Annotated in this window: 19 protein-coding genes; 7 read left to right on the forward strand and 12 right to left on the reverse strand. The window is 55.4% G+C overall.

Annotated features, from left to right (window positions below; all coding sequences use genetic code 11):
* Positions 1–123 precede the first annotated feature (123 nt).
* From FKG95_RS11710 to FKG95_RS11730, 5 genes are all read right to left on the reverse strand, one after another.
* The gene (locus FKG95_RS11710; protein ID WP_425456751.1) at positions 124–378 is read right to left on the reverse strand and encodes an SCO4402 family protein; all 255 of its coding nucleotides are present in this window, start codon (positions 376–378) and stop codon (positions 124–126) included.
* A 165-nt stretch (positions 379–543) separates the two neighbouring features.
* Positions 544–843: a MafI2 family immunity protein gene (locus FKG95_RS11715; protein ID WP_142896524.1), complete on the reverse strand. Its 300-nt coding sequence runs from the start codon at positions 841–843 to the stop codon at positions 544–546.
* Positions 844–908: 65 nt separating this feature from the next.
* Entirely contained in the window at positions 909–1,334 is a 426-nt protein-coding gene (locus FKG95_RS11720; RefSeq protein WP_142896525.1) for an SCO4402 family protein, read from the reverse strand.
* A 529-nt stretch (positions 1,335–1,863) separates the two neighbouring features.
* Positions 1,864–3,465: a hypothetical protein gene (locus tag FKG95_RS11725; RefSeq protein WP_142896526.1), complete on the reverse strand. Its 1,602-nt coding sequence runs from the start codon at positions 3,463–3,465 to the stop codon at positions 1,864–1,866.
* Between the two features lie 744 nt (positions 3,466–4,209).
* Complete coding sequence (locus FKG95_RS11730) at positions 4,210–7,437, reverse strand: Ig-like domain-containing protein (RefSeq protein ID WP_142896527.1); 3,228 nt, start codon at positions 7,435–7,437, stop codon at positions 4,210–4,212.
* 937 nt (positions 7,438–8,374) lie between these two features.
* On the opposite strand from FKG95_RS11730, the gene FKG95_RS11735 reads away from it, so the two are divergent.
* The gene (locus FKG95_RS11735) at positions 8,375–8,683 is read left to right on the forward strand and encodes a helix-turn-helix domain-containing protein (RefSeq protein ID WP_142896528.1); all 309 of its coding nucleotides are present in this window, start codon (positions 8,375–8,377) and stop codon (positions 8,681–8,683) included.
* Between the two features lie 305 nt (positions 8,684–8,988).
* The gene (locus FKG95_RS11740; protein WP_142896529.1) at positions 8,989–9,483 is read left to right on the forward strand and encodes a DUF3592 domain-containing protein; all 495 of its coding nucleotides are present in this window, start codon (positions 8,989–8,991) and stop codon (positions 9,481–9,483) included.
* A gap of 165 nt (positions 9,484–9,648) precedes the next feature.
* On the opposite strand, the gene FKG95_RS11745 is transcribed toward FKG95_RS11740, so the two are convergent.
* A complete protein-coding gene (locus tag FKG95_RS11745) occupies positions 9,649–10,017 on the reverse strand; it encodes a rhodanese-like domain-containing protein (RefSeq protein WP_142896530.1) in 369 nt (122 codons plus the stop codon).
* Positions 10,018–10,463: 446 nt separating this feature from the next.
* On the opposite strand from FKG95_RS11745, the gene FKG95_RS11750 reads away from it, so the two are divergent.
* Both FKG95_RS11750 and FKG95_RS11755 read left to right on the forward strand, forming a co-directional pair.
* Positions 10,464–10,958, forward strand: coding sequence for a hypothetical protein (locus FKG95_RS11750; RefSeq protein WP_142896531.1), 495 nt, complete (start codon positions 10,464–10,466; stop codon positions 10,956–10,958).
* A 150-nt stretch (positions 10,959–11,108) separates the two neighbouring features.
* Complete coding sequence (locus tag FKG95_RS11755; protein WP_142896532.1) at positions 11,109–11,840, forward strand: hypothetical protein; 732 nt, start codon at positions 11,109–11,111, stop codon at positions 11,838–11,840.
* A gap of 6 nt (positions 11,841–11,846) precedes the next feature.
* Here the strand turns inward: FKG95_RS11755 and FKG95_RS11760 are convergent, their stop codons facing one another.
* The 3 genes from FKG95_RS11760 to FKG95_RS11770 all read right to left on the reverse strand — a co-directional run bounded on the left by FKG95_RS11760 (position 11,847) and on the right by FKG95_RS11770 (position 14,190).
* Positions 11,847–12,176: a hypothetical protein gene (locus FKG95_RS11760; RefSeq protein ID WP_142896533.1), complete on the reverse strand. Its 330-nt coding sequence runs from the start codon at positions 12,174–12,176 to the stop codon at positions 11,847–11,849.
* A 561-nt stretch (positions 12,177–12,737) separates the two neighbouring features.
* Entirely contained in the window at positions 12,738–13,049 is a 312-nt protein-coding gene (locus tag FKG95_RS11765; protein ID WP_142896534.1) for a hypothetical protein, read from the reverse strand.
* A gap of 679 nt (positions 13,050–13,728) precedes the next feature.
* Positions 13,729–14,190, reverse strand: coding sequence for a hypothetical protein (locus FKG95_RS11770; RefSeq protein WP_142896535.1), 462 nt, complete (start codon positions 14,188–14,190; stop codon positions 13,729–13,731).
* Positions 14,191–14,548: 358 nt separating this feature from the next.
* Here FKG95_RS11770 and FKG95_RS11775 point away from each other — a divergent pair, with 358 nt between their 5' ends.
* Positions 14,549–15,508, forward strand: coding sequence for a DUF2333 family protein (locus FKG95_RS11775; RefSeq protein ID WP_246116745.1), 960 nt, complete (start codon positions 14,549–14,551; stop codon positions 15,506–15,508).
* Positions 15,509–15,752: 244 nt separating this feature from the next.
* Entirely contained in the window at positions 15,753–16,559 is an 807-nt protein-coding gene (locus FKG95_RS11780) for an SPOR domain-containing protein (protein ID WP_142896536.1), read from the forward strand.
* Between the two features lie 232 nt (positions 16,560–16,791).
* Here the strand turns inward: FKG95_RS11780 and FKG95_RS11785 are convergent, their stop codons facing one another.
* Together FKG95_RS11785 and FKG95_RS11790 are read right to left on the reverse strand one after the other, a co-directional pair.
* Positions 16,792–17,175, reverse strand: a complete 384-nt coding sequence (locus tag FKG95_RS11785; protein WP_142896537.1) for a hypothetical protein — start codon at positions 17,173–17,175, stop codon at positions 16,792–16,794.
* 370 nt (positions 17,176–17,545) lie between these two features.
* Positions 17,546–17,866 (reverse strand): hypothetical protein, encoded by a 321-nt coding sequence (locus FKG95_RS11790; RefSeq protein WP_142896538.1) that lies wholly within the window; start codon positions 17,864–17,866, stop codon positions 17,546–17,548.
* 1,311 nt (positions 17,867–19,177) lie between these two features.
* Here FKG95_RS11790 and FKG95_RS11795 point away from each other — a divergent pair.
* Complete coding sequence (locus FKG95_RS11795) at positions 19,178–20,197, forward strand: 2-hydroxyacid dehydrogenase (RefSeq protein ID WP_142896539.1); 1,020 nt, start codon at positions 19,178–19,180, stop codon at positions 20,195–20,197.
* A 41-nt stretch (positions 20,198–20,238) separates the two neighbouring features.
* Here FKG95_RS11795 and FKG95_RS11800 read toward each other — a convergent pair whose 3' ends face one another.
* Positions 20,239–22,131, reverse strand: a complete 1,893-nt coding sequence (locus FKG95_RS11800) for an adenylate/guanylate cyclase domain-containing protein (RefSeq protein WP_179954065.1) — start codon at positions 22,129–22,131, stop codon at positions 20,239–20,241.
* Positions 22,132–22,457: the final 326 nt, after the last annotated feature.

A 22,457-nucleotide genomic window follows, 5' to 3' on the forward strand; every position in this document is an offset into this window, starting at 1 on the left:
CCGACACAAAAATCGCAAATCAGCTTATTTGCGTCAATAGCTTGGGGACAAGACTTATGCCCCAACAAACAAACCACAGAAGCATAATGCCCCATCTGCAACGAGCGCCGAATCCTTCTTGTCTCAAAGTGAAGGTGTCGCGGCGGGCTGCTCCTGGATCAATTCGTAAGCTTTCCGGACGGCACTCACGACGTTCTCCCACTCAGGCTTTTCGATGTACTCCGAATCGCGCATTTCCTCACTATATTTTTCAAAGAAATCGTCAATGGCACCGATCACTTCGTCTACCGCAAGCATCTCTTCTTCGTTTTTAAGGATGACGCCAATCCAGCTCTCAGAATTCGTCGCCAAATCGGTGTCGTCATAGAGGAACGTCAGAGGGAATTAGAGATTATCGTAATCCGTACCCGGTTGTTGGGCACTTTCGGTCCAGGTCCTGCGCTAAAGCTCATGATTGCTCAACTTATTCAGATAATGAATAAGCGTCTCGCGCATCGGGGATATCTGCAGTTTATTGCATTCAGTCATATCAGCCTATCGCATCTACTCCTTTCTCAGGTAAGCCCAGTCTCCAAGCATTTGCCCATCAATTGGGTCACTGATCTCCATCGAGACGATTTGCAGGTCCACTTGGTGGTCTGGAAAATACGCAATGACCTCTGTTGCGACGTCATCGCAGTCCTCTTCATCCTCCTCGGAATAAGGACCTTCATAAACGAACTTCAGTTGTATTTTCTGCTCGTTCACCGCGCAAGTAACACCACGAATGTTAGGTGTGATCATCCGCAGCAACCCAGCCTGCAACACGATCAGAAGGCTTACTCTTAGATCATTAAGGCTCATTGTTTAGGCCTCGCTGGTACGATGTGGACGCCGTTTTTCGAAGCATGAAGGATCTGGCCAAGTGACTAAGGTTTGACGTTCTCCTTGGTCGATGAAGACGCCTCGAGCGGCTGTTCCCGGATCAGCTCACAGGCGGCTTTCGCCGACGCAAGCACCGACTGCCACTCCGGTTTCTCGATGTATTCACCATCAGTCATTTCCGTATTGTACTTTTGGAAGAAAGCCTCAATCGCATCGACGAGTTTGTCCACTGCGGCTGTCTCTTCCCGGTTTCTGAGAAAAACGCCTATATAGTGGTCCGAATTTTCCGACAAACGCGTATCGTCGTAGAGAAAGTGCAGGGTCTCATTCATGTCGTCGAAATCAATACCAGGCGGCAATTCCCCCCTAACCCAAGCTGCCCGCTGATATTCGTGATCACTGAGCGCTTCCAGGCAGTCGATCAACTCGTCGCGCATGTTGGGATACTTAAGCTTAGTGTTTTCAGTCATATAGGTTTTTCCGCTTCTTACTTTCCGGCAGATAAGACAGACCAACCGTGCAGTACATTCGAGGATTGAGGCGTAACTCAATGCATGCTGACAGCTTGAGAACGTACCTCTTCATGGTTGTCGTATGACTCAACCGAAACATAAAAGAACAATTAGAGAACAAATTTCATTAAAATCACTAAAGTGTCAACGGCCTATTCAGGCATAGGCTGCAGAACCTTGAGTGAAGTCGAAGATCCAGGACATCACCTTAAGGTGCATACCATGTCTCCCAATTCAGGTACTCGATCAGAGGTATGTGGGCGTCTTCATTGCCTCTCACTCTGCCTTCAATCGGCTGTCCGTCGCGCCCCCTGACGGTGCCACCATACCGGACAATCACATGGTCAACTTGCTGTGTCGTGTTCGTATGGTCAGGATCACCTTTATCCACACGCACACCATTTCCGTCATTACTCGGGTCCTCCCAACGCACCCCTGGCTTCTCTTTTCGACCCGGCTGGGCTGCCTTTTTGTATGGCTTCACGCCCTATTCCTGCGGGATTTTCGGCACGACGTCCTGCAGGCCCTGCCAATCCGGATAGAAAGTCCGAGCGTCGATCTCATATCCCGTTGGCCAGGGTTCCCCCCTCTTTCGACTTTCCGCAACCAGCGGCCCGTTCACGATGTCGCTTTGATCCGGAAACCCGGGAAGCCGGTCCCCGATCCGGGCCGGCGGAACCAGACCTTCCGGCTGTCCGTTCAGCAAAGTGTGATCCGCCGGCTCCCCACCGGTGGTGACGGATTGCTCGACCTCGACGCCCTCGCCGAAGCCGCCCGGATCGAACTCTTGTCCGGATTGCGGTTCCAGCGGCGGGCTCAGATAGCGTCCGCGTTCTTCGGGCGGGATAACCAGGCCGGTCTTAAGGTCGATCAGGATGTCGTTGCGCTGCCAATCCAGGTAGCGGCCGGCCTCATCGCCGCCTAAGAGTTTCCCGCTCAGATCCCGCGCCAGCCCCTTGGGAACATAGCCGGTTTTTACCACCGCATCGGCGATGCGTTCCTGTGTGACTCTGTCGGCACCTGCTCGCACGGCATCCCGGAAGGTCGTCTCATAGAAGGCCTCCGCCGCCTCGCGGTTCTGCGGCTTCTCGATATCGAATCCCATGCCGGTGCCAAGGGAGATTGCGAGGTTCGAGGTGGCTGTTTCTTGCGCCTGCCGCGCGATCTCGGCCTGCTTCGCCCCGGCGCGCAGAGCCTCGGTCTGAGAGCGCAAGAGCAGGTCTTCGTCTTCTGCCCGGCGAACGTCCGAAGCGCCGGCGGCGCCCTTGACGATGCTGTGCGACAGTTCGAGAGCCTTCTGCGCGCCCTGTCGCATGCGCTCCTCTTGTTCCAGTGACGTGACCCGCCTGGCGCTGTCCCGCGCGTCTTCAAGCAATTGCTGACGGCGCTCGTCCGATAGGCTTTCCTGCCAGCGTCCTTGTTCCAGCTCGGTGATCAGACCGGCCGGATCGCGTGTCATCCGGGCATCCAGCAACTGAACCACGGTGTGACTTCGCCAAGCCGCCAGAGCTTCAGGACGCAGACCGAGACCGGCCAGCAGTCCCGTCTCTCCTACTGCCTCATCTCCCAAGAGTTCTTGGAATGCTGCCGCAAACTCCGCCGGATCAGACGCCACGCGCCTGGACCAGCTCTCAATCAACTCATGGGTATCCCGCAGATTTTTCCGCAGCCGCTGGCGTGCTTCCCCCTCGAGCAACTTCCGGTCCCAGGTCGCGCGCCGGGCGTCGATTCCTTCAGTCAATCGATTCCGCGATCCCTGATTATCAAGGCTTCGCGACAACGCCTCGGCATTTGAGTCGAAGATTGAACGATGCCGTTTAACTCGGGCCTCGCTTTCCTCGTCTGGCGGCGCCTGCGCGTCGCTTTCCATGCGTTGTTTTGCGAGCTTTAGGTCGAACTGCGAAAGCTGCTGTTTGACCTGCCGGTCCCGCCGCCCTTCGACCGTCTGACCGAGCGCGGTGGCTTCTGCGCCCAGGCCGGCAAGACTGCGCCCGATTTCGGAGCCGAAGCGGGCGGCCTGAGCCCGGGGCGCGTTGGAAAAGGCAGCGGGCGCAGACGTCCGCTGCGGATGAACCGGAAACCGCGGCATAAAACTCCTCGCGATGTTTTGGAGGGTGGCCCTGAAGCCTGAATAGAAAACGCCCGCAAGCTCACTACAGAACAGAAGCGACGAGGCTGAAGCGACCCGGAACGACGCGATCGGTCTGGCTAAAGATCAGCGCTGCGATCATGCAAAAAAAAATCCCGCCCCGGCTGATGCCGTTGCGGGTTCAGGACCTATTGGCCCGTCGCAAAAATCGCAAGTTTACTGTTTTAGGTCAAGAGGCTGGGGACAAGTGTCTGTCCCGCGCCGTCTGCCCATAACTCCGATACATGACGTTGCCTGGAAGTAAGACGTGACAGCAGTCTGAACACACCGGTTCCAGGCGGTGCCCGAGCAATGGTTAGGACACTGCTCTGAAGCTACAACGGTCTGTGCGAAACCTCAGGCGGGCGCCAAGGGAAAGAGCGCCCGCCTTCAACTCTGTAGCCCAGGTTGAGGCCTCATATTCTTTGATGGTCTTGATCGTATTTTGCCGGGTTTTTAGGCAGGCGAGGGCTCGAAAGCGGGCCTGAAGGCCCGGTAAGAGGCGTCAACGCACCTAAAACCCGGCAAAATACGACCCCAAAGGGGCGGCAAGATTATGAGTTCTGGGAACCACGTTCTGGGCAGCGTCGTGTCGCCCGTCTCTAAGCTATGGGGTCACGATGCTACAGCATCGCTCCATTCCCAACTCCTTGCCAGAAAACATAATTTTGTCGTCAAGATCGTCAAAGAATAGGAGTTCCTAACCTAGTTGCTGGATTGCCAGTTTGCCGCAATCACGTCGGCAACCGATTGCGGCAAGCTGCCGGAGGTAACGCCGCCACCCGTGCCATCCGATGGTGTGAAGCTCGCCATCGCATTGACCAGCAGATCAATCTGGGCCTCCATCAGGACAGAGCCGTCACTTGCCTCGATCTTGTCTACCGTGCGGGCCGGGTCCGTGTACCAGTTCTCAAACACCACCTCGTCCGTCGTGCCCAGAACCGAAACCACCAGATTGTCGCCGCTGTGCTCGAACCAGACATCACCGGCGAGGATACTACCGCCGAACAGCAGACGGTCATTCGTTGAGACCGCATCGTCATTGCGAACCAGGTCCTGACCATCCCCAGTACTAAAAACATAGGTGTCGTCGCCCGCACCGCCGCTCAGCAAATCGTTGGCTGCTCCGCCCACAAGCGAGTCATTTCCGCCACCGCCAGTCAGAGTATCGCTCCCGGCACCGCCCTTGATCAAATCAGCACCTGAGCTGCCGGTTATGGTATCCTTGTTGCCGCCACCGTCGATCTCTTCGATGCCGGTGACACTGATGGAACTCAAATCGATTGTATCGGCAAAGACGGAACCAACGATCCGGTCGTACCCGGCTCCGCCATCAATCGTCTCAATCGAATTGGCAGCGGTTAAGCTGCGGACCGCGATGGTGTTGTCGCCCGCGGTGCCGAGAATACGGTCGTTGCCTTCGCCGCCATTGAAGGTGTCCGGATTTGTGGAGTTGTTGGTTGCAAGAAAGGTGTCGTCACCACCGGCACCGAAGAGGCTGTCCCCTCCCGAATTGCCCTTGATGGTATCGGCTCCGGATGTTCCGGTCACGTTTCCGCCACCCGAACCCGTCTCGATCAGCTCGACCCCGACGAGCGTAACGCCCGACAGGTCCAGATCACCCGTGCCCCAGGATATCAGTGTGTCGAAACCATCACCCCCGACAATCGTCTCGATCGAGTTGGCTGCCGTCAGGCTGGCAACCCGAAGGATATCGTCGCCTGACGTTCCCAGTATCGTGTCTTGGCCGGCACCGCCCTGTACCACGTTGTATTCAAAAGGTTGAACGTCATTCCCAAGAATAAGAACGTCGTCGCCGGCACCTCCGTCCAGCGTATCTCTGCCCGGCCCTCCGTCGAGCGTGTCGTTGCCTGCCCCGCCGGAAAGTTCGTCGTTGCCCTTGGCACCGGTCACCGTATCGTTCCCGAAACCGCCGCTTAACGTATCGTTGCCCGGCGTACCGACCAGTATCTGATCGCCAATATAAATGTCCTGATCCTTGAACCGCAGGATCTCGACGTCCGTCAACGTATCTTCGCCGTCGTTTCCGTCCAGAACCACGTCATTGTCGGTGACCGTAATCACACCGGTCACCTGATCGACGCTCACCGTATAGTCCGCGTAGTTCCCGCTATAGACCGCGGTGTCCACACCATCTCCGCCGTCAATCAAATCGTCGGAACCCTGACCTTCCAGCAGATCGTCTCCGCCGCCGCCGGACAGGGTATCGTACCCGGTCCCGCCCGTGATCACGTCGTTGCCGGGACCGCCGACGGACGAGCTGTTCGCATGAAAAACCTTACTGTAAACACCGGTGCCGCTACCGTCTTGCCCATCTGATACCCAAGTCGCCACATAGCCGCCAGAAGCCAAGGCAGCAAGTTCAATGTAATCCTGAGAGCCGACTGTGTAATCGTTTATACGGACTTCTCCGCCAACAGATTGTCTGTTGCTGTCGAATCGGTGCGTATAAACCCCGACGCCATTGCCATCGTTTTTTCTGTAAGCGACGACAAATCCGCCATCTGCCAGACCAACGACATCATAGGTGAATATATTGACGTGCTCCCCGGTCAGCGTGACGCTGACGATCGGGAAACGAGTACCGTCCGCGCTGTAGACGTAGGCTTTCACTTTTTTTGTGTTGTTAGAGCTCTTGGTACGCGTAACCGCCACAACAAAACCGCCGTCTTTGAGGGCAGCTACCGAACCATGAGAATAGGTTCTGCTCGCCGTGCCAGCTTCAATGGTTTGATCGTTTGCACCTACAACTGGCGCACCGTCAGAATCGAAGCGTGTGTAGAAGAGCCCGCGGTGTCCTGAATTGTTCGACCGATAGGTTATGATGCTATCGCCGTTCTCAAGCACGGCAACACCCTCGACCGCTTGCTGGTTACTATTGGGGCCGTTAACACGACTGAAAGACCCTTGCACCTCATCTCCATTGGCATCAAAGACCTTTTTGAAGACTTCATGCAGATTCTTTTCGCCTTCCCCCTCATGCGTCCAAGAAACAACGAAACCACCATCATCAGTCGTATCGATGTGTGAATAGCGGCGATGGTTGTTGCCCACATCGCTAACAAGTTGCTCCGGCTGGCCGATAAGCGTCGTTGGATCTGATGCATCTGGCGTAAAGCGTCGCGCATGGACTGTATAGTGTGTGCCAACTTGTGCGAAAGACGCATAGGAAACGACAAACCCGCCATCCTGAAACGCCGCCACACGAGGCGCAAACTGCGTATTGGCTGTATGGCTGTTGATCCTGAACTCGCCACCGACCTTTGCCCCTTGCGCATCGTAACGCTGCGCATAGACGTCAAAGCCGGTGCCGGTTCCTTTGTCTGTCGTCCAGACAGCGACATAACCTCCGTCAGGAAGAGCAGCAACGTCAATGCCGGTTTGGTCTCCCGTCGTAAATTCATCGTTCACCAATGCTTCGGCACTGCCTGTGAAAACCGGAATTGCATCGTCACGCACATCAAGTGTAACCGTCGCGGTTGAGGTCAGGCCTGTGTCGTTGTCCGTAATCCGCCAGACAAAGGTATCTGCGCCGGCGTAGTCCGCATTGGCCTGGTAGCTATAGGTTCCGTCCGGATTGACCGTGACGGCACCGTTTGTCGCGTCTGTTTCGAGACTGTAAGTGACGTTCGCGCCATCGCCGAATTGAGCACCGAGCGACCAGGACACAAGACCGTCGTCTCCAACGTCCGCGACAGCGTCAAGGGCGACAGGCGGCCCCGCCAGATTACTTGAGGCTGCCGGTGCTGCGCTGGCCTGTTCCGTATGGACTGCGTCACCACTGGAAACGTCTTCGGAAACTCCTTGCATGCCTGAAGCGTGCTGTTCAATCGAATGGGTAACATCGCTTCTGGACGCCGCATCGACTGCAATTGAGCTTTGGCTGTCGTGTTCTTCCCGCGTATTCATCATAGTACCCCTAAAAAAGTGGTTCGAACGGCCTCATTCATTCCCCACCGCGAAGGTTTTCGAAAACTCCAAACCAGTATTTTTGGTTGCATTTTTCGAAACGAACGCAGCGACCGGACGTTGATTTATGTTATGGTTAATCTTAATTTTTAGGAAGAGAATTTTCTCGTTTTACGAGATATTTTTACTTCAAATGAAACTCAAATCAGGACAAGACTCTAGGCTTCGAAGCTCGATTAAACTCGAAAACAGGAAAATACAGAGGAAGTGTTGAAAATTAATACACTGTTATAGATATATTTTTCTATTTGCGACAATTAAATTTTCTAGAAAAGGTTGTATTTAGATACAGCCAGTGTCTGTCCACGACTTGCGGACGTCGCGAGAACGGCACCATTGTCTGTTTCGCCATCAAATGGAAATTTTTTCTCTCATTGATTGCGTTTTCATGACAAGGGGAAAAGACTGATATACAACCTTCTTTAGATTGAGCATCGATAGTGTCCCTCATAGAAAAACGACGCCCCGGCGATATCCTGAACTTAAACATACCCGAGTGTCCCTTCGAATCTAATGTGATTCAGTCTCTATAGTTCGCCGCAAATTATGCGACGACCTGCATAATGGATCGTCGGCCGACGGCGAGAAAAGCACCGAAGCAACCTATCCACCCGACATGGAGTGACGCACCATTTCCCTCTGGCATCTTCCCCTCAAAAGCGATCTCGTACGCATCCCAAGGGTGTTCAATCGAAAAAATCGTTTTTTATCATTCAGCTGACAGCCCCAAAGACTCAAAGCCATCGTGCGTAAGTAGTTTTCCTAAATTGAGCAAAGCACCACTTTCTGAGATCTATGCTCCCAACGCAGCCACATCTTCGAGACGCTGCTAGGCGCAAAAAAGGCAGGTTCAAACAAAACCGCGTCAGGAGAGCAAAAGATGGGAAACGCAAAACAGCCCCCAACGACTCTGTCGAGCCCCCTTCGCCGGGTCGATCAGTTCATCGGGCAGCGCCTTAAGCAGCAACGCGAGAGCAAGAACATCACACTGAATGATCTGGCCAGCGCGCTGCGCCTCCCCGCACAGGCCATCCGCCTCGCGGAAAAAGGCGAAGCCCCCATCGGAGCGCAAAGTCTGTATGAAGCCGGCGAAGTGCTCGACGTGCCCATGATGTATTTCTTCGAGGGCTATAAAGAGACGATGCGGTCCAGCGGCGCCCCTGCCGACCGGAACAGTTTCAGGCATTAACGTGTAGCCTGAGACCGAATCTGACGGGACGATTGTAGAGCTGCCTCCTCGTCTTAAGATACTCAAGCCGACAGCCTCCCACGCCTCGGCTCCACCCGTACCTCAGAATACAAAGGTCTGTTGACCGCATGCCGCAAGGCGCAAACCTGCGTGAAAGTACCACTACAGTGAAGGTGAGCTTAAAAGAGAAGCCGTACAGCCGCCTGATTTTTATATCGCATTTAGCCGAAAGAATACTTTTAAGAAGATGTTAGCCTTACATGTCTATCCCGGCTCAAGGACGAATTTACGTGAGCCGCTGCGACATGGACGACGACTGGGCATACGACGGTAAACCTCTTTTCTATCTGGATCGCAAAGTCGTAGCGGTTATTGCCTTCCTCTTTACCTGCTTGTCGGGCTACTGGTACCTGCACTTCACCGGACTGTCCGAAGCTTTCGCCCAAGAAGCCGTCAGCACCCGCGGAAAGGTCTTGTCTGTGGATAAACGCGCCTGCGCCTTTACCGATTATTGCATCGAAAACCAGGCGATAATTTATACCGCCACACTTGTCTTCAAGGACAGATTTGGCAGGCAATGGCAATCCGAAGCAGAGTTCCGGTCGCTCGCCTATGAGGCTGGACAGAAACTCGATGTTCACTATCTTGCAAGCGATCCCTCTACCGTCATCGCCGGCGATTTGGAGTTTGAGACCGGTATCTGGACGATTTTCCGCATCAAACTTGCGATCGTCACACTTATATGTGCTTTTCTAACAATCGGTTATTGCTTGCCAAAGGGCACGCTGATCAAGGACTGATGCGCACATCAGATGAACAGCCAGGCTGCTAGAGCGCGTCATGTTTTAACGGAAACACTCTGTGTTTTCGCTAAGATATGTGAACCCGCTCTAAATCGTATAGTGAGAGGAGATTCACCGGTACGACGGATCGCCGAAGGCGATTCCATCTAAACCGGATCTGCTCTAGCGACCGCTTTTCCAGGCCGCATAGCCGCCAGCAAGCGATGCCGTCTCGCGGAACCCCATGTCGAGCAGTGTCTTGGCAGCCAATGCAGACCGCCCCCCTGTACCGCAGTAGCAGATAACCCTGCACTCCGGCTTCAAGGCAGCAATGTAAATCTGACTCTCTGGGTCGGCCAGAAACTCGAGCAACCCACGCGGCGCATGCAGCGAACCCGGGATCGCCCCCTCTTCTTCCCGCTCTTGTACACCGCGTACGTCGACAAGAACCGTATTGGGATCCTCCAGGTGATAGGGCAGATCCTGCACCGAAACCGTCTCGATCGCGGCATTCGCTTCAGCCAGCAGCGCCTTGAATCCGCGCTTCAACATGTGCGTCTCCCAATCCTGTACAAAAACAAGCAGAGGTCTTCAGTCGAACCAAAATAGAGCCATCAGATCTCTGCGCCATTGATCTCGGTCATTTCCGTGCGCTCACTTTTGCTCCCGGCCTTGCCGTCTCACCTCATCGGCTCGTTTACGACCGGTTTTGAGTCCAAGACTCAATTTGTCTCAAATGCGCTCGATGGGCATAACATCGTACTTTTGATCTCCAGAAACCCTCTTCAAGAACGCCTGATGACCGGAAACCCTCGGACCGGCCTCTCGAAAAGTGAAACGCCGGCACTTTTTTTTGGACAGGGTTAATCCTGCGCCGGAACAAGGCTATAGACCTCCTTCCTAATTCACGGCATTCGATGAAAAACTCATCTTTAACAGTATGTTAGTGGATCCCACCGTACTCGTTGCAGGCTGGATTAACTGCCAATGGTTACTGCATGGCTGTCAACTTCGCGGCTCAGCCCAGGGCGAAACGTCACCTGGACCGCCGCGCTGCCGCGATCGTGTTTCTGCTCGCGGCGGGCGCGTTCGGATACTGGTATCTGCACTACACGGATATCTCTGACGCCTTTGCCGAAGAATCGCTCTCGGCGCGCGGTGAAATCGTTGCCGTGAGTGATCGCAGTTGCAGCCTGACCGACTACTGCATCGACGATCAGAAACGCGTTCAACTCGCCACTGTCGTCTTTAGAGATAACGCCGGCCGGCTGCAGCGCGCCGTCGCCGAGTTTCGTTCTCTCGGGCACAGCATCGGCGACGAGGTCGACATTCGCTACCTCGCAAAGAACCCGGCGGCGGTTATTGCCGGGAACTCCGAGTTTGCTCAGGACGTCTGGACCATCTTCCGCGTTCAGCTCGCAATCGGATTAATCATCACCATTCTTTTTTCGATCGGCTTCTGGCTGCCGAAAGGGATGCTGACAAAATACTGAGTGCGGCGAGACGCTGTCGCTCACGAACCCGTCTCAAAAATTGAACCTTTTGACGAGTTGATCCGACTGACACTCTAGCGGTCCTGCAGATGAGTTCCGACGGACTTCAAATCGGGCCGCAAACGGGTTCCCCTTTTCGTCGGCAAAAGCATGAAATACCCCTCCAACCTCTCCGCCCTCTTGCTGTTCGTCAGCTTGTTATCCTCAACTACGGCAGAGGCAACACCTCCCCGCAGCCTCTCGGTCGAAGACATGCTGTTCGGCGAGAGCGCGACGGAGTTGTTTGTTCTGCGCAGAGTGACGGATAACCTGGAAACACATATGACCGCGCTGACGGACACGCTTCTGGTCGCCATAAATATCGAGAGCGGCCGGGAGGAAAGAGCCTGGCCGGTTCAACGCACCTTGGAGACCGGGGACCTCGTCACGCTCGAACACAACCAGCGCATCAAGAACATTCCCATTGCGGATCAGATCAATCCTTTTGACGTTCTGGCGCAAGAAAAAGCGCGCCCTCTTCAGGACAGCGCGGCCAGGACGGTGTCGGACGCAAGGCTGCAAAAGTGGTACAGCAAAGACAGCTACGCCGTCGGTCAATGGGTCGGAAAGCCGGAATTCGAACTGAGCTTCGCAAAGCTCAAAACCAGAATCGAAGCAAGCCTGCAGACGACCCGTGTGGCCCTGCCGGTTTATGAGGAGGGATACGATCCCCTCACCGACACCGCCTTCTCTGACTTTTCAAACTGTCAGACCACACGCCTCTACCTGACCAGGCCACAGCCTCTCGACCGCTTGCGGGTCTTCACGAAGCTTCGCTGTTTCGATAAGGAAAACGCTGTGTGGAGTTGGCTTTACCTGGCGGTGCCGGAGGTCAAGCCATGATAGCTGTTATGGTAACTGCAGATGCCGTACCCATCTCAAACCCAAATATCCCAGTGCGCCGCCTGCCAGCACCGTGACCGCGGCCCATTCCAAGGACATCTCCTGAAGAACGGCGATCCCCGCGCCTGATAAAATCCCGGCCAAAAGGTTCCTGACACCGGCGCCTTTCCGGCAGCGCTTATCGAACTCCGGCAAGGCAATGATGCCCACCAGCGCGCCAAAGATGGCCGAAGTCATGAGAAACCGGAAATCGTCTGACCAGAAGATAGCGCCGTTCAGGGTAAAAATAGCCATGGAAACAGCGATAATCAGAGCGGCTTTTACACTCAGCTTCATAGTCTCGCCCCTCTCAGGCTCTCGGATAGATTCCCGGGATCGGGTGAATTTTTACCGTGCGGCGCCCGCGCGGAAATACACGCCGGGCATATTTTGGGGGGTAACGCGGGACGTATGTTGCCGTCCGCCGCAGACACCGCGAATAGCTGCGCGAACGCGCAAATGGGGTTGTGCCTAATGCCCTGTGGCAGAGCGCTGCTGAGAAGCTTTCCTGACCTTGACCAGGCTCGAAGTCTGCCAGGGTGCCGCCGCGTGCCGCGCTCGCACCATCCAGATGTGACGGGCTTTCAGGAAACGAGGGGAAGAGAAGGCGCCGGACCAGCAACCTGGACCGCTTTCGGTGAGTGACCGAGCGCCGCGTCTGTTGGGCAATGCGCTCGAGAGAAGCGTCTCGGGCAGGTAAGAAGTCGAAGCTCGGAGCATCGAGCCAAAGCTCCCGCTGAGAGCGATCGTTCCTGATGAAGGCTATCAAGAACGGACATCGCACTCGGGCAGTGCGCGAAACCGGAAGAAGGGCCGGTCTCAAACGCAAGCTGAAGACCTGTCGCGCAAAATCAAAGTCTAAATCTCGGGATCCGAGTTCAGCGCGACCGCCTCTTTTTCACGCCAGCCTTCACCGGCTGCGACCAGGCAGCTCTTGCCGTCCGGGGTCGACATAATGATTGTCCAGGTATCGCCATCGCCGGTGCTGAGCACCTCAACCAGCCCCCCCTTGCTGGTCAGACCGACCGCGACAGGGGCTTCGCTGTATTTCTTTGCGAGGGTTGCCAGAATTTTATCGCGGCTGTCACACTGTGCCTGCGCGAGGGCCGGCGTCGAAGCGATCGACGCGGCGATCGCAAGGCTCAGACCCAGGGTTACGGATTTCCACATCACGCGCTCCTTTCCGCACCGGAGGTAGAGGAATATCTGTGTCGGCGCGTGAAATTACGGTGACAGATCTTAGTAAACTTAACGCGAAGAACTGGTTAAGCAGCTGTTAATGCAAAATAATCGCAACAACGAAGATTTTTCATTTTCTTGTCATATTTTCCTATTTTTAGAAACACGCAATCTGATTGCAAGACAAGGAAATCACGCAGTGTTTCGAGCGGCTTACAACTCAAGCACAATTCTCGTCATTTTGGCCAAGTCCAAACTGTAAGACTATCTCCCCTACGCATAAGCCCTGCGAGAATTTGCACATTCTGCCCGTAACGGCGTTTTTTCTTGATCAGCTGGAAAGCCGATCCGCCGTGTGTAAAAGCAAGACGCCGGCCCTCTCGAAGAGCGCCGGCGCAATTGGGAGCCACAAGGCCTCTATCAATGGGTGTTGGGCTTGGGCGCCGTCTGGAAACCACCCGAATGGCTACCGGCACAGTTGACCTTCACTGGTGTCCATTTGGTCTGGTAAGGATGGTCGCCGCCCACGTTGCTGCTTAGTCGGCGGCAATCGGAAAAGGGTTCAATCTTTTCCCGAACGCACCGAACGCTGAGAGCACTTGAACTGACGGCAATGTCCGGAGAAAAAGCGGAATAGCAGTGGACTGCGCAGGCCATCGCCTGGGCGCAATCAGACTTCAATCACATTTAGATCTTTGGGGCCGGCAACGTTGATGGAGCTGCCTTTCTTCATTGCATGATCGGCGGTGAAGACACCGAACCGCGAGTCCAGATGGCCGACGGGGTTCGTCACCGTCATGCTATAGCTGACTTTCTCGTTTCGTTTGAACTCGATGGTCGGGTCGTTGACCGGCCCGTTACTGATGATGCGGACAAAAGCACCATCCTTCGGTTTGAAGCTCGAGGCATCGAAGCAGATGATCTTGCCTTTGTAACCAATCGCCTTGGCTTTTTCGGCAGGTGTAAAGGTGTCCTTGAAAAACTGGTGAATCTCGAAATTGCCTGTCAGCAGAAGTTTGCGAGGCGGCGCCGGAACCAGCGACATCAGTTCCACCAGCCTCGCCAGAACCTTTTCTTCCGTATCGTGGGTGGTGATATGCGCACCGGCAACAGAGCCGTCGCCCATGATCATCGTAACGCCCATGCAAGCAGAAGGTGGGGATAGGCGACGCTGTGCAGGTCGTGCCCAACGTCATCCTCGTCAAGATAGACCGTCATTCGTAACTCCCCTGCTGAATTTTGGCCCGTCGCGTCGACGAGGCATCGGGAGGTAGCTCAGGACGCAATAAAATAGCAGAAAGCTCTCGGACCTGAAACGCAACAGATGGCGCGCCGGGATGTTCGCCCGTGTCATGGGTAGCCCTGCGGTTTTTATTTAGACACCCCTCGCACTTGCCGTGAGGCGCACTAAATGCGAGGAAAGCATGTCTCGAGTAGGTTACTGTGAGGCACCACCGGAAAGTCAGGTCCAACACACCAGGAGCCCGCACGTGATCAGCGCCGAAATGCGATACACCCTCCACGAATGGTTCACCGGCAAGAAAAAGCTGGTGATCGGCGTGGTCATCCTGGCATTGCTGCTGGTCTTCTATCCGGTCGGCATGATGCTAAATCATCAGATCAACGATGACGTGGACTTCAATCTGGCCGAAGAAGAATTGACGCCGGGTGGCAGCCGCGCCGTTGCCATGTCAATCGCCTTGATCGAGCGCGAGGTGGAAGAAACCGGTTGGGTGGCCAACAAGCCTTTTCCCTTTCCCTCCTCCCTGCTCGACAATATGCCGAATTTCCAGATTGGCCTGATGTACGCCATGTCGCGCTTTTCCATTGAGATGACCGACGAACTCGGGCGCTCGCGCGGCTCCAGCCAGGTCGACCCTGACCTGGACAAGGCCTCCGGTCTGCTGAAGTACGACGGCACAATCTGGATCTGGGAGCCCTCGACCTCCCTGCTGCCGACAGCCAGTGCCGACCGTCAGTACATTGCCGGCAAGAACGCGCTGGTCAGCTATAACCGGCGTCTGGCCCAGGGTCAGGCTGTCTTCGACCGGCGCGCCGACAATCTGATTGCTTTCCTCGACCGGGTCGGCGCGGACCTCGGAAGTTCCTCGGCCTCACTGGACCTGCGCGCCAACGCTTCCTCGGCAGGCTGGTTCGACCTTGCCGCCGACGACGTCTTTTACGCCACCAAAGGGCGGCTCTATGGCTACTACATGATCCTGCGCGAACTGGGGATCGATTACCAGGACACGATCAATGAAAAGCGCGTCGGCGTTGTCTGGCAAAAGATGCTCGACAACCTCCGGACCGCCGCCGAGATGGATCCCCTGATCATCTCGAATGGTTACAACGACGGTCTTCTCATGCCGAGCCACCTCGCGGTTCAGGGTTTTTATCTGCTGCGTGCCCGCACGCAGCTCAAAGAGGTCGCCAATATCCTGCTGAAGTAATTCGGGCCCTGCTGCAAATGAAGTACGCCCGGCAGGATTGCCGGGTGATCAGCTATCGCATAATCCAGCCTATGAGATCTGAGGCGCATAAAGGGAATCCTCGTCTCCGGAGCATGGGGCAATACCATCGACAGATCACTCTCTTCTGTCTAAAAAACAAGTAAAAATTTCCTAAAAACCAATCTTAAAAAGAACTTAACTTCCGGTTTACTTATTTGCCCTAATCTTGTGGCAAATGTATGTCATGTTGAAACATAAACTACCGGTTCTGGCCGCCCTTCTGATGGGCGCCTCGCTCCCGGCGTTGGCGGCAAACGATGCCGCCGGCGACTGCTCGTTCAATGCGACCTCCACCGCCCAGAATCTCTGCCACGATCAACGGGTTATGCGGGACTATGCGCTCGGCCTGACATCGGACACCTTTGTCGATACGCCGCCGGTCACGCTTGAACCGATTCCGCGGAAAAACGGTAAAGGCCGCTCTCAAGGGCCGCTGTCCCTGCTGCCGGGCGGTTCGCCCCAAGCTCAAGGAGATCGTGCTCCCCAGACCACGGCGCGACGTGCTGCATCGGAGCCGTCTGCCGCCGGTCAGCCGCAGGCTGCCAGCGTCTCCAGGGTGGCCCGTCTTCCCAGAGTGACAGACACGCGCGACGTAACGGCACGAGCACCACGTGGCCCAGACGAGTTTAATTCGCGCGTAATACTAGATAATTCGGCAAAATTCTCGGCGCCCAGCGCGCAGCCGGAAGGCTATCAACCGCAGGCCGGAGCTAAGTCTCAGCGGCGCTACGTCGCATTGGGTGATTTCACAACGCCTCACGAGGCCATTGAGGTCGCGCGGAAGTTCAATCTTTGGACCCCCAGGATCCAGCACGTCTACGTGAATGGGCGCCACTTCAGCCGTGTTCTCGTCGGCCCCTTTGCCGATCGCTCGATCAAGTCGGTGCAGAAGCACCTCGATCAGCACGGCTTCGGCGCCGCCTGGCCGCTGCGCGCGACCGCCGACGCGACGCCCGACACATTGATCGCGCGCTATCCCGGTGACGGTTAAGCCAGACCCGTATTTTCAAAGCGAACCTTGATGAAATTCACGCCGCGCATCGCTAATTGCCGGCGGTGTTTTCTATGATTTTCCGGATCTTAGTGGACTACAGTCTTCAGCGGACCTGCGGCAAAACCGCGGTTCTTTTCTATCCATGGCACCAGGTCGGGCGGGGTAACGCCCGGCATCGGGGACGGAAAGGTCGGCTGGTCTTGAGAACTCTGGCCGCGCCGGCCGAAGACTAACGCTGTTGGGTCGCAGGTGCCGTCTTGTCTTCTTGCGTAACAGATTGAGGCGGCACCACTTTTTGATCCATACCTGCCGAGAAACAGATGAGATCCCCCGTACCTGCCATGAAACAGTTCAAACGCCGGTCGATGCGCAACTCTCCGCGCTTAAAGGCCCGGGCACCATATGCATTGTCCACGGACTGCGCGTGACTCAGATCGTGATACGCCACTTTCAAGGGGCTGCCGGATGCTGAGGGGTAGGGATTGGCGATCTCTGCGCCCGACGACATCTGCGCCGCCAGGTCCACTGCGCTGTAGGGTACAGAAGCAATCGCAGGGCCTGTAAGGCTCATTGCAACAAGTGTCGCCAGGGCAATGCGGGTTTTTCTAAGCATTTGCGTGTCTCCCATCAAAACCTGCTCGAAGCCATCTTTTGAGCTGCCGAGGTTCGGTTTATTCTCACGCAGATTGAATAGCGCACTTAAATTAACAAACGGATAACACTTTCCCAAATACAGGAAGCGTATAAATCAAGCATTTTGAAATAAATTTTTGAGAACCGGGTCAGTTAGAGAGAGAATTCAGAAGAAGTATTTACTTGATAGAAGAGCCCGGACAACGGACAGGCTGAGACAGCAACTTTAAACTAAGGCGTCTGCCGGTTCAGTCCAGCCACCGAACCAGGCACCAAGCCCCCCCCAACCGCATTGAAAAGGCCTTCAACGGAAGGAGACGCCCCACATTACGGCTTCACGGCGCAAACGATTAGACGTCAGGCTCGTCGATCATCGGCGCGAGCTTGCTGGTGTCAGCCTGCTGAAGCTTTTTCCATCCCTGCCCCGCGGCAACGAGACACGTCGGGCCTTTCGGCGAAGACATGATCAGTGTCCAGGTTTTGCCGTCCCCGGTGGTCAGAATCTCGACCAGACCGCCATTATTCGTCACACCAATCGCGACCGGCGCCTCACTATATTTGGACGCAAGCGTCTTCAAGATCGCGTCGCGGTCATCGCACTGTTTTGCGGCAAGGGCCGGCGAAGAAGCCATCATCAGACCGGCCAATAAAGGAAACACCATACGCATCATCTGTTCCTCTCATCAGTTCCTGACCGCATGAAAACCCGACCGGCCATGTCACAAGAATGACAGACGAGCGTTAAGACTTTCTAAAATCCATGGTTAACAAGGCGTTAAAGGCCGGTTTACGAGGCGATTTCCTTCCAGTTCTTCGCATTCCAGGCCAAAATTGAGCTTGAAAAACAAAGGCCAAGGCACACCCTCCCGCCCCCCCTACAAAAAAATCTTTCAATTACGAACCCACGAATTTTCCCTGGAAGTTACACGTCCCTGTGGTGGCAATCCCCATCAACGAAACGCCTCCCCACTCAATCAAATTCTTGCCTTGAACAAGCTAAATTAAATCACTAATTGCAAGTAACAATCATTTCGGCAGTCGCAATTTGCAAATTGCGTTGCATTTTGCAACAAAAACCTGCGAATGCGAACTTACTGATCTTCGATAGCCTTCAGTAAGATAGCGAAATTCTCATCAGCATGACGTTCGCAGAACCACCCAATTCTGCCTGTTTTTTGTTGGATTCAGTACAAAAATATCCGGCAGAAGTTCCTTACCCCTAAAACTGGCACGGCCCTTGCTACCAAACGATGTGGCACTAGCCCTTAGAAGCATGTTTATTTGTGTTTCTAAGTCTATGGAAGTTACAGGGAAAACCAACTCAGCCGACAAATGTAGTGACGGCGAAGTGGCCCGGGCATGTCCTGGGCCACTATTTTATCGAAAGAGTGTTCACCTCGGCAGCATCTTTTCGCAGGTTGTGAACCACAGGTAGTGACAACAACGGGATTGAGCAGGCGATTGTTTGAGGATCGCAAGACTTTCCCACGCTGAAAGGAATGGCATTTGTTCAATCGCCCCGCATCTATCGATGACTGTCGAAACTGTAAACGCCATCCCAGCATTTGCACCTGTTATCCACTCTTGGCACACGCCAAAACCTACGCACGCCGGAAACCGGCAAGCAAAAGGCCTTCCCGCCCGCGCGATCGCACCGTTAGCCAGCAGCCTGCACAGGTATTGCCGGCCCTTCCCAAGGGCCGCTGACTTCAGGCCTCCTGTTCAGGGGAGAGGAAGAGCGGCAGTTCGCGGCCACAGCAGGCTCCCCCAAAGCGTTCTTTACCCATCACCCCCGCCCGTCGGGCGTCCGGGATTCCAGAGATCCGGCTGGGGTCCTTTTTTGCGCGATCCTTCTTGACGGAGTCCGTCAAGAACGCGAGTCTTCGTCAACAATCACTCTTCAACGCCTGATCTGTATTCATCTGTCGATCCAACGATAAACGATCAGAACCTGAACCTCTTGAAGCAGGAAGGCTTTAGCCTTGATCAAGCCCCCAAGCGTTATTCTCTACGGCCGGAAGGCTGTCGGTAAAATCACTCAATTACGGGAGTTCCTGACCACGGACTGGGACGTTATTGGTTGCGTCCCTGAGGAAACACCCGAGGCGCAACTTCGCGAGTGGGCTCTTGAAGCACGGGCTATGGTCAGCGGGCGGCCGGACAGTACCCTGCCCCAACTTCCCAAGCTCGAAGTCTTTCAGATTCCCTTTGCCGGCTACGATTGGATAACGCCCGACGAGTTGCCGGCAGGCTGCACCTTCTGCAACGCCTATGAGCATGAACCGGCGATCGCCGAATACATTCTGCTTGCCATGCTGGAGTGGGAAATCGGGCTCTGCAAAGTGTCCAGTAAGTTTCGGCAGGAAAGCTGGCAGGGCCGAACGGCAGGCGCAGGCCCAACTCATGGCGAACTCAAAGGCAAAACCGTCGGCATCCTGGGATATGGTCACATCGGCCGTGAGGTTGCGCGCCGCGCGTCAGCCTTCGGCATGCGTATTGTGGCGATTGCCAATTCATCCAAGCCTGCCCAGGACGGTATTGACTGGCTGGGCACCCATAAGGACTTGGAGCGCCTGCTCAGCGAGAGCGATTATCTTGCGATTTGCTGCCCCTTGAACGAACAAACCCGCGATCTCATCAATTCCGACGCTTTTGCGGCCATGAAATCCAACGCCGTGATCCTGAATGTCGCCCGCGGACCGATCGTAAACGAAGAGGCCTTGTTCAACAGTCTGAAAAGCGGATCTATCCGGGGCGCCGTCATCGACGTCTGGTATCAATATCCGACGCCCGACGATCCGTCGGTCCGGCCCTCGGCCTTTCCTTTCCACGAGCTCGACAATGTCATCATGACGCCCCATAACTCCGGCTGGACCGAAGAGACGATTGAGCGCCGCTGGCGTTTCGTTGCCGCCAACCTGGACCGGCTCGCACGAGGCGAACCGCTTCAAAATGCTGTCTTTACAGGTACGGGCCGCTGTGCGGCATCACAGAAAACCTGACGCTTACAGCGCCAGGCAGACCGTAGGATCGGATCTCGCGTCTACTCAGTGACCGTGGTGGCTGGAAGCAGTCGGTAGACGCTGATCTCACGGACCCGCCCTTTCACCTGAAAACTACCTGCTGCCTCGAAGGTTCCGTCAATGTCCTCAGCCTGCGACACAACGGCATCCGAAGCCAAAATCGTCACATAGTCACCACGATCCAAGTCCTTCCCGAGCGCTTCGAGCCGTTGACCGCTATTCACCGTATCGCCGACGATAGTATAGTTCATCCGGCCCGGCGCTCCGATGTTACCCACGACAACAGGACCTGTATGGATGCCGACCCTGACCCGGATCGGCGTCTGCCGGTTCACCGCGCGCTTGGCGTTCTCCGCTTCTACAGCGCGCACCATTTTGAGCGCCGCCCGGCAGGCCCGCACCGCGGTGTCTGCCTGCTCGTCGGGCGCACCCCAGAATGCCATCAAACCATCGCCGATGAATTTATCGATCGTACCGCCCTCAGAATCGACGCAGCCGCCCAGTAATGCAAAGTGCTCGTTAAGCAGGCTCGCGATCTCGCCGGCGGGCAAACGTTCCGACTCAGCCGTGAAACCAACAATGTCCGTGAACATCACCGTCAGGATACGTTCCTGAGATTCCAGACTGGTGGCATCACCCGTTTGAATCAGGCGGGTTACCAGCGTCCGCGGCACGTATGTCTCAAACCAGCGCAGACCTGCGAGCATGGAATTGAACGCCAGGGCTTGATCGTTCAACTCCCTCACACGGCTGCCGGGCAGGCTGCGAACATGCGACAGGTCCAACGCTCCGATCTGTGTCGCGCTCCGGGCCAGCAGGCTGATGGGCCGGGACAACCTGCGGCCCAGCCAGACCGCCATCAAAGTAGCGAGGATCGCAATCCCCAGGCCGGCGGCAGCCGCAAAGGCCAAACGCTCGAGCTCCGCGTCCGCGTCATCTGAGACCAACCAGGCGCCAATGGCCCAGGGCGGACTGCCGAACTCATTGATCCATCGATAGATCGCGACATGCTCGACATCGCCGACTTCCATGACTACGACATTGACCCCGGCTTTCGCCGCGCGGTCGAAGAGCTCCGCCGGCTCGCCGGACCAGATTTCTTCCAGCACGATATCCCCGACCCGCTGGAGCGCAACCACCGGATTGTCGATCGTCTGCTCAGGGTGCGGCTGTGTAAGAAGCGGATGCGCCAAAACCCGGTCCCTGCCATAGAGAATAAAAGCATTGGTATCGAAAAGGTCGCCGACTTCGGTCACGAACTTCGAGAGTTCCGGCAGAGAAACACCGACCGCAAGAAACCCAACGTACTCGCCGTCTTTACGGATCGGTTGCACGAGGTTCACGTAGCTAATGCCAACTTCCGGCGCGAAGACAATATCGTCCCAAAAGGGGCCGTTCGCCTTGCGGGCGCGCGCATCCTTGATTTGCGCGGTTTCGCTTGCGTCTGTTTCGATTTCAAGTACCTGTGCTGCTGCACCAGGACTATCGTTCAGCACGACCAGTTGCCGAAAATCAGAATGCCAGTAGGACATCACCTCGATCTGAGGCGCCGCGGCGAGACTTCCGGACAAGAGATCCGACAACCGCTGATGATCTTCGGGGTCGACTTGCCCCGTCGCGATGCGCCGGCGGATGAATTCGACCTGTGCTTGAGCTGGGTTCAGATATGCGCGCACATCGCTCTCGATTGACCCGAGTATCAGTTCAGACCGGTCGTTCAGGAGATCGATGGTGTTTCGCTGGCTGGTCCACAGGCCGATAAACAGCACCAACACCACGGCGCTCAGAACCAGCACGGCCATGCTGCCGGCCAAAACCAGGGAGACAGGGAAAGTTGAGGAAGGCGGCCGTTTCGGCGTCTCTCGGCCCATCATTTCATTGTCTTGGTTTACACCCTGGGTGGTGAGTGTCATCTGGCTTTGGATCTTTCTAGTTTTCCACAAAGGATCGCACATGACCCTGTATTTTCTACACCTCGGCAATCAGCAAGAAAGCACACACTGCCGTTTCATATTCAAGCCATCGCACAGAGACAGCGAATTGAAATACAAGCTTCATATTAACAGATCGCATGATCTTTAGCACCGCGGTGGCGTCTCTACACCTGCGGTCCAATCACGGAAGCTCGAAACATCTTCGCCGCCAATAATCTGCTAAACTTCAAAGTAATTTCATATGAATCGAACTCATATTTTTTGCTTCACGGCCCATTGTTTCTCTTTTTAAGAGCAGCCTTAAA

It is taken from the genome of Denitrobaculum tricleocarpae (assembly GCF_007004665.1).
GTDB classification, from domain to species: Bacteria; Pseudomonadota; Alphaproteobacteria; order Kiloniellales; family Kiloniellaceae; genus Denitrobaculum; species Denitrobaculum tricleocarpae.